Annotated in this window: 14 protein-coding genes; 10 read left to right on the top strand and 4 right to left on the bottom strand. The window is 72.6% G+C overall.

Annotation, left to right across the window (positions count from 1 at the left end; translation table 11 throughout):
* Nucleotides 1-106: 106 nt before the first annotated feature.
* The 4 genes from ABZ823_RS20885 to ABZ823_RS20870 all read left to right on the top strand — a co-directional run bounded on the left by ABZ823_RS20885 (nt 107) and on the right by ABZ823_RS20870 (nt 3,129).
* Entirely contained in the window at nt 107-499 is a 393-nt protein-coding gene (locus ABZ823_RS20885) for a glyoxalase superfamily protein (protein WP_361662195.1), read from the top strand.
* 60 nt (nt 500-559) lie between these two features.
* Nucleotides 560-1,324 (top strand): VOC family protein, encoded by a 765-nt coding sequence (locus ABZ823_RS20880; RefSeq protein WP_361662192.1) that lies wholly within the window; start codon nt 560-562, stop codon nt 1,322-1,324.
* Nucleotides 1,325-1,642: 318 nt separating this feature from the next.
* The gene (locus ABZ823_RS20875) at nt 1,643-2,599 is read left to right on the top strand and encodes a hypothetical protein (RefSeq protein WP_361662188.1); all 957 of its coding nucleotides are present in this window, start codon (nt 1,643-1,645) and stop codon (nt 2,597-2,599) included.
* Between the two features lie 71 nt (nt 2,600-2,670).
* Nucleotides 2,671-3,129 carry a nuclear transport factor 2 family protein gene (locus ABZ823_RS20870; RefSeq protein ID WP_361662185.1) on the top strand — a complete coding sequence of 153 codons (459 nt, stop codon included), beginning with the start codon at nt 2,671-2,673 and terminating at the stop codon, nt 3,127-3,129.
* A gap of 64 nt (nt 3,130-3,193) precedes the next feature.
* Here the strand turns inward: ABZ823_RS20870 and ABZ823_RS20865 are convergent, their stop codons facing one another.
* Complete coding sequence (locus ABZ823_RS20865; protein ID WP_361662182.1) at nt 3,194-3,835, bottom strand: MarR family transcriptional regulator; 642 nt, start codon at nt 3,833-3,835, stop codon at nt 3,194-3,196.
* A complete protein-coding gene (locus tag ABZ823_RS20860; protein ID WP_361662180.1) occupies nt 3,832-5,469 on the bottom strand; it encodes an FUSC family protein in 1,638 nt (545 codons plus the stop codon). The genes ABZ823_RS20865 and ABZ823_RS20860 overlap by 4 nt, the downstream gene beginning before the upstream one ends.
* Before the next feature lie 171 nt (nt 5,470-5,640).
* On the opposite strand from ABZ823_RS20860, the gene ABZ823_RS20855 reads away from it, so the two are divergent.
* From ABZ823_RS20855 to ABZ823_RS20840, 4 genes are all read left to right on the top strand, one after another.
* A complete protein-coding gene (locus tag ABZ823_RS20855; protein ID WP_361662178.1) occupies nt 5,641-6,186 on the top strand; it encodes a DUF5134 domain-containing protein in 546 nt (181 codons plus the stop codon).
* Nucleotides 6,187-6,301: 115 nt separating this feature from the next.
* Nucleotides 6,302-7,237, top strand: coding sequence for a M56 family metallopeptidase (locus ABZ823_RS20850; protein ID WP_361662175.1), 936 nt, complete (start codon nt 6,302-6,304; stop codon nt 7,235-7,237).
* A gap of 64 nt (nt 7,238-7,301) precedes the next feature.
* The gene (locus ABZ823_RS20845) at nt 7,302-8,009 is read left to right on the top strand and encodes a phosphatase PAP2 family protein (protein WP_361662172.1); all 708 of its coding nucleotides are present in this window, start codon (nt 7,302-7,304) and stop codon (nt 8,007-8,009) included.
* A 32-nt stretch (nt 8,010-8,041) separates the two neighbouring features.
* Entirely contained in the window at nt 8,042-8,740 is a 699-nt protein-coding gene (locus ABZ823_RS20840; protein WP_361662169.1) for an HAD-IA family hydrolase, read from the top strand.
* Nucleotides 8,741-8,759: 19 nt separating this feature from the next.
* Here the strand turns inward: ABZ823_RS20840 and ABZ823_RS20835 are convergent, their stop codons facing one another.
* On the bottom strand, nt 8,760-9,005 hold the full coding sequence (locus tag ABZ823_RS20835; protein ID WP_361662166.1) for a DUF2630 family protein: 246 nt from the start codon (nt 9,003-9,005) through the stop codon (nt 8,760-8,762).
* 371 nt (nt 9,006-9,376) lie between these two features.
* Here ABZ823_RS20835 and ABZ823_RS20830 point away from each other — a divergent pair, with 371 nt between their 5' ends.
* A complete protein-coding gene (locus ABZ823_RS20830) occupies nt 9,377-10,066 on the top strand; it encodes a helix-turn-helix domain-containing protein (RefSeq protein WP_361662163.1) in 690 nt (229 codons plus the stop codon).
* Between the two features lie 86 nt (nt 10,067-10,152).
* Here the strand turns inward: ABZ823_RS20830 and ABZ823_RS20825 are convergent, their stop codons facing one another.
* On the bottom strand, nt 10,153-10,641 hold the full coding sequence (locus tag ABZ823_RS20825; protein ID WP_361662160.1) for a DUF6214 family protein: 489 nt from the start codon (nt 10,639-10,641) through the stop codon (nt 10,153-10,155).
* 231 nt (nt 10,642-10,872) lie between these two features.
* Here ABZ823_RS20825 and ABZ823_RS20820 point away from each other — a divergent pair, with 231 nt between their 5' ends.
* Entirely contained in the window at nt 10,873-12,285 is a 1,413-nt protein-coding gene (locus tag ABZ823_RS20820) for an FAD-dependent oxidoreductase (RefSeq protein ID WP_361662157.1), read from the top strand.
* Nucleotides 12,286-12,295: the final 10 nt, after the last annotated feature.

Below are 12,295 nucleotides of genomic sequence, written 5' to 3'. Positions count from 1 at the left end.
ACAACCCAAGACCCTTCACCTGGACGAAGACCGCTGACGAGATCTTCGAACGCCTCACCGGATATCTGAACCGAATCAAAGACTCAGGACACTAGGCTCCGTTCGCATGGTCCACGTACTGAACAGCCGCGTTCTCCTGCGCCCCGCCGACCCCGAGCGCTCCCGCGCGTTCTACGGCGACAAGCTCGGGCTCGCGGTCTACCGGGAGTTCGGTACGGGACCGGAACGCGGTGTCGTGTACTTCCTCGGCGGCGGCTTCCTGGAGGTCGCGGGCCGCGCCGACGCACCGCCCTCCCCCGCGCTGAAGCTCTGGCTCCAGGTGCGGGACGTCGCGGCCGCGCACCAGGAGCTGGCCGGCGCGGGCGTCGAGATCGTGCGACCGCCGGTGAAGGAGCCATGGGGCCTGATCGAGATGTGGATCGCGGACCCGGACGGCACCCAGATCGTGCTGGTGGAGATCCCGGCCGACCATCCGCTGCGCCACCGGCCCGGGATCTGATGCCACCGACAGGGTGGGGGCATAGCCTGCTGAGGGGGCGCGCACGGTGGGAGGCACCCCATGAAGCTCGAGAAGCCGGTGAGCGGCGGACCCTGCTGGGCCGAGCTCGGGACCAGTGACCTGGAGGGGGCGAAACGGTTCTACACCGAACTGTTCGGCTGGCGTCCGGAGACGGACACCCGGCAGGAGGCGCGCGGGTACACGGTGGCCCACCTCGGTGACGCGGCGGTCGCGGCCCTCGCCCCGCTGTACGAGGAGACGCAGCCGGTCGCCTGGAACGTGGCGTTCTCCGTGGACGACGCCGATGCGGCGGCCGAGGCGGTGGAAGCGGCCGGCGGCACGGTGATCCTGGGGCCGCTGGAGGTCCGCGACGCGGGCCGCTTCACGGTCGCCGTCGATCCGGGCGGCGCGGCCTTCCAGATGTGGCAGCCGGGGGCCTTCGCCGGTGCGGGACTGTTCAACGCACCGGGCACCCTCGGCTGGGTGGAGCTGCTGACCCGCGCCCCGGAAAGGGTCACCGACTTCTACACGACGGTCTTCGGCTGGAGCGTGAACGCCTCCCCCGAGTACACACAGTGGGGTATCGACGGCGACGACTTCGGCGGCATGACGACCATGGGAGACGTGTTCCCGCCCGAGGTGCCGACGCACTGGCTCCCGTACTTCGCGGTCGAGGACGTGGACGGCATGGCGTCCGTCGCGATGGACGCTGCCGGCAGCCTCCTCATGGAACCGACATCGGTGCAGAACGGCCCGCGCATCGCCGTCCTGAAGGACCCTCAGGGCGCGGTGTTCGGCATGTACGCGGCCGGTCCCGAGGGCTAGGGGGTTTCGTTTGGATCAGCCCGGGTCCGCGACGCCCGGCACGGCGCCTCGCCGCGTTGTCGGACCACCCGAGTACATCCAGTACGCGGGCGGCCCTCCGCCTTGCGATACACCGCACCGGACGCCGCGGCCTGATCCGAACTGACCCAAACGAAACTCCCTAGGGGGCCGCCTCCTGGCGGATCCGGAGACGACATCCCCCTCGTGATCCCCTCGCGGTCCCCCGCATGGCGGATGCGGATCCGACCTGGGCACGATGTGGCGGGGCGGGCGGTCGACCAGGGTGGGATTCCCACAGGTGCGAGAGGGGGATCCACGATGGACCGGTTGGACCGTGCGGGTCGGCTGGGTGCCTACGGGGCGGCGTTGGTGATGACGCCCTACGTCTTGATCAAAGTTTCGTGGGTGGTCGGGGCGGTCGCGGGGCTGCTGCCGATCGGTGACGGGTTCGGCCTGGCCGGGTGGGTGGTCCTCAATACGGCGACCATCGGCATGGCAGGCCTCGGGATCGTCATGGCCCTCGCTCTGGTGCGGCCCTGGGGAATGCGGTTACCGGGGCCGCTGGTGGCGTTCCTCGCCTGGGTGGGCTCGGGCTTCCTCGTCGCCATGCTGCCGTATGCCGTACTGGACTCGCTGCTGGGCGTGCAGGGCGGCGAGCAGCGACATGGCCACGACGGTGCCGCGATGCCGGGCTGGGAAGCGGCACTGATCCAGACCAGCTTCGTGGGGATGGGGCTGGGCTTGGCCGTCGCCGTGCCCGCCTATCTCCGGCGACGCTGGCCGGAGGTTTTCGCCGGCCGGGTCGGCGACGGCCGGGGAAGCCGGCGCCGGACACTTTCGGCCGTGGGCGTCGGAGCGGCGATCGGCATGGTCTGGCTCTACTGGGCGATCGGCGGCACGGCAGGCGTTGCCCACCCGGCGGACCGAGGTGCCGACTGGCGCCTGCTGTCCGGCATCTGCGGACTGTGGGCGTTCACCGCTTCCGCTGCCACCTGGGCGGTCAGCCGTGGCCGACCCACCCGGCTGCCCCACTGGGTGCCCCTCACGTTCGGTTGGCTGGGGACGGGCTCGTTGTTCGCGTGGAGCGGCTGGAAGCTGCCGCTCACGTTGTACGTGCAGCTGGGGCACCCCGCCGGCACATCGCTGCCGGAGAACCTCACGGTCGCGGCCGTCTTGCATACAGCCGCCGTGGTGGCGGGCACGGTCATGGTGTCGGCCCTCGTCCGCGCTCGTGGAGGCCTCAGGACACCTGACGGCCCCCACCCATCGGTATGACCCGTGTTCGTCCCTCACCCCACCGGTCGCGGGCTTGACCTCAAGTGCGGTTGAGGCAGAAGACTCTGCCCATGACCGCACAGAGGGATCATGCAGAGATCGGCCTGCTCGTCGACCGGTTCTTCCGGACGCTGGACGAGCGGACGTTCACAGAGGGGTGGGCCGACGACTACCTCACCGGGGGCGCGGGCATGGAGACGCCCCTCGGTACATTCCACGGAGCCGAAGCCGTCCGCGCCACCGAGGAGGCGCTCGGCCGCTACGACCGCACCCAGCACCTGGTCTCCGGGGTCGTCGTCGACACGGACACCGGAGCCGACCGGGCCACTGCCTCCTGGAACGCCCTGATGACCCATGTGCACGGTGACGCCACGCGTCGGGAGCACGGGGCCGACGCCGACCCGCTGTTCACCGTCGGCGGCCGTTTCGAGGCCGAGCTGCGACGGACCTCCGGGGGCTGGCGCCTCAGCCATGTCACGGTCCGGCCGATCTGGACCAGGGGGCGCCCGCCCGTGGGGGTGGGCAGCTAGGGGGTTTCGTTTGGATCAGCACGGGTCCGCGACGCCCGGTACGGCACCCGGCGGTGTGACGCGCTCAGCCGCGCGGCGCGCCGAGCCGCCCCTCCAGCTGGACGAGCAACTCCCCGAGCAGCGCGGCGAGTTCCGACTGTTCGTGGTCGTCGAGGCCGGAGAGGACCGCCGTCTCGTACGAGAGCTGCTCGGGCAGGACGGCGTCCACCAGGTCGCGGCCCGCCTCGGTGAGCCGGAGATGGGCGACGCGGCGGTCGCGGGTGTCGACGCGCCGCTCCACCAAGCCGCGTTCGGTGAGCTGCTTGAGGCGCTTGGTGACGGCGGCGCCGGAGGAGAACGTCTCGCGGGCGATCTCGCCGGGCGTCAGCTCATGACCCGTGCGTCGCAGCGTGCCGAGTACGTCGAACTCGGGCCGGGTGAGTCCGGCGCGGCGCAGCGGCGCGTCCTCGGCCTGCTGCAGCAGGGCGGCGCACCGGTTGACACGGCCGATGATCTCCATGGGGCCGGTGGCGATGTCGGGGCGGACGGCGTGCCACTGGCGCACGACGGCCGCGACGGTGTCGCTCGCCCGGCCGCGCCCGGCCACACCCCCGTCCACGGGCCCTGGCCCCGCGGCGCCGGCACTCGCACCGGCGGCATTCCGTCCGCCGGCCTCGTCGTCCGTGTCGCCGTCCGGCGCCGCCGCCCGCCCGTTCGCTGCCGTCATGCCCGTGCGCCTTCCGAGGTGTGCAGTCCCTGCCGTCGTACCGTCGCGGCGAGCGTACGGTGTCCCGCCTGTTCGGCGCGCAGCACCCGCTCCTCCGGCAGAGCGCGCTGCCACCATTCGCCGGCAGCCGCGTCGGCCGCGGCGCGCAGGTCCACCACCGCGGCGGCGAGGCCGCGGCGGGCGGCCTCCAGGGCACCCGGGTCGGGCCGCTCCGCGGCCACCGCGGCGGCCGCGCGCGCACGGGCCCGCTCCAGCGCGGCGAGGGCGTGTTCGATGCGATCGCCGGCGCGCCGGTTGGTGACGGCGACCGCGGCGACGAAGCCGACGAGCGCTCCGACGAGGGTGTCGAGGACGCGGTCGGCCATCAGCGCCCCGGGCTCCTGGTAGCGGGCGAACTCGGTGATGAGCAGGGCCATCGGGGTCACACAGACACTGCCGAGCCAGTAGTTGCGGCTGATCAGCGCCTCGGCGCCGAAGTTGAGGGCGACGCCGCACAGCACGAGGGTCAGCCGGCTGTGGTGGGCGAGCGGGGTGATGGCCGCGAAGAGCAGGACGCCGACGACGTTGCCGACGACGCGCTGGATGCCCCGGCTCCAGGTGAGGGTGACGTTGGCCTGGTAGAGCGAGGCGGCGGTGACCAGTGCCCAGTAGGGGCGGCCGACGCCGAAGGCGAGCGAGGCGTATCCGGCGAGGGCACATCCGAGCGCGGTGCGCAGGGCGAGGGGGGCCAGCGGGCCGAGGCTGCGGTGCAGCGGGCGCGGCGGGCTGTCGAGTTCGGCCTCCACGCCGAGGAGTTCCTCGGCGGCCTCGCCGAGGTCGTCCGGCCGCGGGACGGGTCCGGTGCCCCGCAGGGCGCGGGCCCAGACACGAAGACGCTCGGGGTCACTGTCGGCGGGCGCCGCCAGTGCGACCTCGGCGCGGACGACGAGCCGCTCCAGGGCACGCCGCGGTGCCGAACGGGCCCCGGTGGACAGCAGCGAATGCCAGGCGGTGTGCACGGCGGCCGCGGCGCCGGCCCGGGCGGCGGCCGTACCGGTTTCGGCGAACGTGGCCGCCGCGCTCAGCGCGTGGGCGGTGGCCCGGCGCTCGGGTCCGTGGGGCCGCAGCAGGCCGGGCGCCATACCGACGATCCAGGACCAGGCGCCCGCCGCGACGGCGAGGGCCAGATGACCGGGCACTTGGCCGAGGGTCCCCGGGACGAACAGGGACGCCGAGCTGACGAAGGTGAAGATCACGTTTCCCGGCGGCCCGATCCTGGTCGCGTCGCACAGCACCTTCTGCACGGCCGCGAGCAGGGCCCCCACGGTCACCAGCACCACCGCGTTCGTCGTGAGCGAGGCGGCGAGCAGGGCGACGGCGAGGCCGCCGAGCATGCCGAGGACGACCAGGGCGAGGGTGCGGGCGCGGGCCGCGTACGGGCGGTTGTGTCCGTAGAGGGCGCAGAGCGAGCCCGCCATGGTGTACGCCGCGAGGTCGAGGCGGCCGAGGGCGAGCAGGGTCAGGTTGGGCGGTGCCACCGCGGCGACCACGCTCAGCGCGGGCTTGAACCAGATGTCCGAGGGCCTGCCGAGGCGCAGGAGGCCGGACAGGGGAAGTGGGCGCACATGGGAGGTCGTGGAGGTCGCACTGCTCATGCCCACAAGCTTAACAGGTGTTTTACTAGTAAAAGGGTTGCGCACTCGCGACCCCCGACCTGCATGGCACCTCCCACGCTCCCCCGGCGTACCCCTGTGCGCTCGCTTGCGCACCGTCGGTGACGGGTATGTCCCCGGCGTCCGTCGTGGAGTCGAGCGGGGAGGTGCACAGTGCACGGACCGGCGTCGTCCGGCTGGCCGCTCGTCGCACTGTGTGCGGCAACCGGGGCTTACTGCCTGCTGCGCATGCGCAGCACCGTGGAGGAGCAGCGCCGGGCCGCGGGAGGCGAGGCGCTGATGGGATTCGGCATGGCGGCGATGGCCGTGCCCACGGCGGTCGCGGTACCACCGAGGGGGGTCTGGATCGCCTACGCCCTGGTCTTCGGCGGGGCGGCCCTGCGGGCCCTGTGGGCGGCCCGGACGGGCGCCCACCATCTGCACCACCTGGTGGGGGCCGGCGCGATGGCCTACATGGCTGCGGCGATGGCCGCCTCCCCCGGACACCACGGGCACGGCGGTCTCCCGCCGCTGACCGGAACACTATTGCTCTACTTCGCGGTGTACGTGCTGTGGTCGGGAGTACGCCTGGTGCCGGTCGCCGCGGTGGCCACGGCCGGGGGCGCACCCGCCCTGGGCTGGGGCGACCGTCCCGAACTCGCGCGCGTATGCCGACTGTCCATGGCCATCGCGATGCTGGCGATGCTCTTCGCGCTCTGAGGCGCGCGGGGGCATTGCGCCCCTTCACGGGGCGGCTCAACCAAACCGTGGTGTGCGTCACTTTGATGCGACGGTACGTATCCCGTGGCGCGTCCCGGCTCATAGGCTTCGGCCCATGATGGTCCCCGCGGCACTGTTGCTGCTCGGCGCCCTGACCGCCGTGCTCGCTCCGCGGCTGCTCGCCCGGGCGGACTGGCCGGACCGGGAGCCGGTGGTCGCCCTGTGGGTGTGGCAGTGCGTGGTGGCAGCCGTACTCGTGTGCTGCACGCTGTCGATGACCCTCAGCGCGGCCGCGGCCTGGGCCGCCGTACGGGGCCATGTGTTCGCCTCCGCGCCGCACGGTGTGGTGGACGCCTACGCGCCGGGCACCGGAAGCCCCTGGGCCGCGACGACGGCCGTGACGCTGGCGTGCGGCGGGGTGTGGAGCGCGGCGATGCTGGTCCGGGAGGTCGTACGGGCCCGGACGCGCCGTCGGCAAAGCCGCGCCGAACTGCGCGTACGAGCCCCGCAGTTGCCCGGCGAGGAGCCCGGCAGCGACCGGCTGGTGGTCCTGGAGGGGGAACGCCCGGACGCCTGGTGGCTGCCCGGCGCCACACCCCGGCTGGTCGTCACCACGGCCGCGTTGCGCCGGCTCAAGGGCAGGCAGCTGGACGCGGTGCTGGCCCATGAACAGGGCCACGCGCGGGCCCGGCACGACTGGCTGCTGCACTCGTCGGCCGCTCTCGCCAACGGGTTTCCGCAGGTGCCGGTCTTCGCCGCGTTCCGCGACGAGATGCACCGGCTGGTCGAACTCGCCGCCGACGACATGGCATCACGCCGCCACGGCCGTCTCACCACCGCACTCGCGCTGGTGGAACTCAACGAGGACCGGGGTGTGTTCGGGCCCTGCCCCACCCCGGGGGCCCATGTACCCCAGCGCGTCGACCGTCTCCTCACTCCGCCGGACCGGCTGCCGGCGGCGCAGCGGCTGAGGCTGACGGCGACCGCGGCACTGGTTCCCGTGATTCCGGTGCTGGTGGCGTTCGTGCCGGGGCTGCGGACCCTGGGGTAGCCACCGGTCGCCGGGGCCGGGCGACGGCTTGACCCGGGGCCCCACCCGTCGGCGAGGATGCCGTATGCACCTCGCGCCCGTCCAACCATCGCCCCACCCGCCGAGCAGGCGGACCGCGGCCCTCGTCGCCGCTCCCGCGGCCCTCGCGTCGGTGGTACTGACCGTCCTGGTCGCCGTCTCCTGGCATCCGCTCATGGCGCTCGACGGCACTCTGGCGCGCACCGCGCACCGCTGGGCGACCGACCACCGGGGGCTCACCCGCGCCGCCCGCTTCCTGACGGACTGGGTGTGGGACCCGGCAACCATGCGCGTCCTGTGCGCGGGCGCGGTGGTCTGGCTGCTGTGGCGGCACCGGGCGATGCGGCTCGCGCTGTGGGTGGCGGCCACCTGTGCGCTGGGCGCGCTGGTGCAGAACGCCCTCAAGGCGGCCGTCGGCAGGGCCCGCCCCGTGTGGCCGGATCCCGTCGACTCCGCGTACAACGGAGCCTTCCCCTCTGGACATGCGATGACCGCAACGGTGGTGAGCGGCCTGCTGCTGTGGCTCCTGCACCGGTACGGCGTCCGGCGCGCCGTGTGGCGTACGGCGGTGGCGGCGGCCGTGGTCTCCGTCGTGGGGGTGGGGCTGACCCGCGTGTGGCTGGGAGTGCACTGGCCGTCCGATGTGGTGGGCGGCTGGCTGCTCGGGGCCCTGCTGGTCGCCCTGGCGGTGGCGTCGCACGGGCGGTGGCAGGAGCCCAAGGAGCGCCGCGCACCGCACGGGAGCGGTCCTTGACCCGTGCGCAGGGGTCGCGAAGGATCGACCCCATGGCCTTCAAGGGTGTGCTCTTCGACTTCTCCGGGACCCTCTTCCGCGTCGAGTCGGCCGAGTCGTGGCTGCGCGCCGTGCTGACGGAAGCCGGGCTCGCCCTGCCGGAGGGGGAGTTGGTCCGCGCGGCCGAGCATCTGGAGTCGGTGGGCGCGCTGGCCGGCGGCGCCCCACCCACCGCTGGGATGCCGGACCATCTGGCCGCGCTGTGGGCGGTCCGTGACCGCAGCGCCGCGATGCACCGGGCTGCGTACACCGGCCTGTCACGTCAGGTGCCGCTGCCGGACCCGCGGCTCCATGACGCCCTGTACGACCGCCATATGACGCCGGCCGCCTGGCGGCCCTACCCCGACACGACCGAGGTGCTCGGAACCCTGCGGCAGCGGGGAGTGGCCGTCGGCGTGGTCAGCAACATCGGCTGGGATCCGCGCCCGGTCTTCCGTGAGCACGGTGTCGCCCCGTACGTGGACACATACGTGCTGTCGTACGAACACGGGATCCAGAAGCCGGACACCCGGCTGTTCGCCCTCGCCTGTGACGCGCTCGGTGTCGCCCCCCAGGACACACTGATGGTGGGGGACGACCGCCGCGCGGACGGCGGCGCGGCGGCCCTGGGCTGCGCGGTGCACTTCGTCGACCACCGCCCGGTGGCCGAGCGCCCGGACGGGCTCCGTCCCGTGCTGGACCTGATCGGCTGAGCCGGAACCCCGGCCGCTCTCAGCTCTCGTAGTCCTCCACCTGCGACTCCGGGCGGACGCGGGCGTCGTCCGGGTTCTCGCCGAACTCGGCCTTGGCGCGGCGCTGGCGCAGCAGGTCCCAGCACTGGTCGAGCGCGCGCTCCAGTTCGGCGAGCCGTTCCTGCTCCGTCGCACTGTCGATCCGACCGGACTGCAACGCGTCACGCAGGCCGCGCTCCTCGTCGACCATCGCCGAGATCCGGGTCAGGATCTGCTCTTGGTCCATCTGTGTACGCCTCCTCGGGGACTCTTGCCCACTCTAGGGACAGCTGAGTGCCACTGCGACACATGTCGCGCGGGCCACGAGGGCCGTGAGGGCGTGCAGGGTGGGGAACGGCTTGCGGCGTACGTCCGCCGCCTGCGGTATGGCCACGGCGGTGGCCGGGGCGCCGTCCCCGCCGGAGACGAACCGGAGAAGAACCGGAGAAGAACCGGAGACGGAAGCGAAAGCGGCGATCACCGGCCGTATGCCGGCGCCGCCCTGGACCATCCCCCGCGTGGCCCAGGGCAGACGCCACCCAGTACCGGCCCCGCCGGGGCACGGTCCTGATGCGCTGAGTATAGTTGGCTGACAGCCAGTCAACGCAGGAGTCCAGGATGTCCCCGCGCAGCGCCTCGGTCAATGAAGAATTGCGGCGGCGCTCCCGCGAACGGCTCCTCCAGTCCGCGGTCGAGCTGGTCAGCGAGCGCGGCTACGACGCGACGACGCTCGCCGACATCGCGGACCGCGCGGGCTCCGCCCGCGGCCTGGTGTCGTACTACTTCCCCGGCAAACGACAGCTCCTCCAGTCCGCCGTGCACCGGCTGATGCACCGCACCCTGGAGGAGGCCCTGGAGCGCGAGCCCCGCACCGAGGACGGCCGGGAGCGGATGGCGCGGGCCATCGACGCAATCCTGGGCCTGACGGTTGATCACCCCCTGCTGATGCGTCAGCACATGGCCGGGATGTTGCAGGCGCAAGGGTTCGTGCAGTGCCCCGAACAGCAGCGGCTGGCGGAGCTGTTGGGGGACACGGTCGCCCGGCACGGGTCGACGGACCCCGGCACCGATTACCCGAAGTTGCGGGCCCTGTTGATGGGCGCGGTCTACGCGGCCCTCGTGCCCGGGGCCCCGATGCCGCTGCCGGTGCTGCGGGCGGAGCTGTTCCAATGGTACGGCCTCGACCGGCGGATGGGGTCGCCGCCGGAGTACGAGGGCGGGCGCGAGCCGCACGACACGGACCTGTCGCGGTTCTTCGCGACGGAGAGCCGCAGCCCGGAGAGGAACGGCCAGGGCGACCGGGCTTAGCGAAGCGTCCCCGAGGCGCCCCAGCCATCGGCCGACGCATCCTCAACCACCGGCCGAGGCATCCTGCGCCATCGGCCGACGCGTCTTCAGCCACCGGCTGACGCGTCCGTCCGGCGCCGGGCGTGACGTGGCGTCAGGAACCCGGCGTCGCGCGCACCGCCGATCAGCTTCAGCGATCCGCGGCGGCTGCGGCCCGTCGCGGACATCACCGCGAGCACCGGGTCGATGCCCTTCCCCTGGGCCGCGAGGTATTCCTCGGCGACAAGGCGCATCCCTTCGACGCCGGGCGGCCAGGTGGGGCGGTCGCGGCTCAGGAGTGCCCCGGCGGACTCGGGCGACGGGGCGCAGTCCACGCCGCACGCCCCCAGCAGGGGCTCCTCGATCCAGTCGGCGAGCGCCGTCAGATCGTCGAGGGACAGGGGTGGCTGTGCTCTCACCTCCTCGATGGCCACACAGCCACCGGCCGCCACGGCGAGCACGTCCACCCGTCCCCCGTCGGGCAGATCGACCCGGACGGCGAACCACGACGTGACGCTCCCGCACTCCTGCACTTCCCACGCGGGCCACACGGACACCGGCCCGTCCGAAGGCAAGTCGGATCGAAAGTGATCGGAAAAATCCCCGAAGGACGCTTCCAACATATACGCAACGTAAGCGAGTGATCACATACCATGCGAAGAGCCACGCACGGCAGGGGCCTGCTCCGTACCCCGTCGGCCCAGCGCCGCGACCGCCCCCCTCCCCTCTCGCCGTGCGCGGTGCGATGCTGGAGCCACCAGCGATCTCCTCAGCGAGGGAGTTCCGCCGTGCTGAATGTCGCCGTTGTCGGCTCCGGGCCGAGCGGGGTCTACACCGCCCAGAGTCTTGTCCAGCTGGATCCCGAGGTACGCGTCGACGTCCTGGACCGGCTGCCGTGCCCCTATGGGCTCGTGCGGTACGGCGTGGCGCCCGACCACGAGAAGATCAAGTCACTGCAGAACAACCTGCGCACGGTCCTGGAGCACGAGCGGATCCGGTTCCTCGGCAATGTCGAGGTGGGCACGGGCGGGGTGCCGCCCGCCCGGCTGCGCGAGCTGTACCACGCGGTGGTCTACTGCGTCGGCGCCGCGACCGACCGGCATCTGGGCATCCCGGGCGAGGAGTTGCCCGGCAGCTGGTCGGCCACGGAGTTCGTGTCCTGGTACAGCGCGCACCCCGACTCCGCCGCCGACGGTTTCGTGCTCGGCGCGCGGACGGCCGTGGTGATCGGCGTCGGGAACGTCGCCGTGGACGTGACCCGGATTCTGGCCCGGGGGGCGACGGAGCTGAGCCCCACCGACATGCCGCAGGCGGCGCTCACGGCGCTGGCCTCCAGCAAGGTAACCGAGATCCACATGGTGGGGCGGCGCGGTCCCTCACAGGCCCGGTTCACCACCAAGGAACTGCGGGAGCTGGGTGCCCTGCCGGACACCGAGGTGATCGTGGACGAGGAGGAGCTGGCGCTGGACCCGGCGTACCGCGACCCGTCCGGACTGCCGGCCACCCAGCGCCGCAACGTCGAGGTGCTGCGCGCATGGGCCGCGGCACCCCCGCGGGGCGCTCCGCGCCGGATCCGGCTGAGGTTCTTCCTGCGGCCGGTCGAACTGCTCGCCGCGGGCGACACCTCTTTGATCGAGGGGAGCCGCGAGCTCGAAGGACGCCGGGTGGGCGCGGTCCGCTTCGAACGCACGGTTCCCGACCAGGACGGCGGGATCAAGGGGACCGGGCGCTACGAAGACCTGCAGGCCGAGCTGGTGCTGCGCTCGGTCGGCTATCGCGGGGTTCCTCTGGAGGGGCTGCCGTTCGACGTGAAGAGCGGCACCGTGCCCCATTCTTCGGGACGGGTGCTGCGGGACGGGGCCGTCTCACTGGGCGAGTACGTGGCCGGGTGGATCAAGCGGGGTCCGACCGGCGTGATCGGCACCAACCGGCCCTGCGCCAAGGAGACCGTGATGTCACTGCTCGAGGACACCTCCGGGCTTGTGGACCGTGAGGTGCCCGAGGACGCGCTCCCCTGGCTGCGGGCAGCCGGACTCAGCCCCGTCGAGTGGCCCGGGTGGCTGGCGATCGAGCGGGCGGAGGCGGAGCTCGGGGCCTCGCTCGGCCGGTCGGTGGTGAAGCTCCCGGACTGGCAGTCGCTCATGACCGCCGCGCAGTGCGACACACAGTCGCAACGGGCTCGAAATCAACAACCTGTTTAAGCCGCCTACC

The sequence above is a fragment of the Streptomyces sp. NPDC047079 genome (assembly GCF_040643755.1).
Taxonomy (GTDB): Bacteria; Actinomycetota; Actinomycetes; order Streptomycetales; family Streptomycetaceae; genus Streptomyces.
This window is presented reverse-complemented; position numbering and strand designations above follow the sequence as displayed.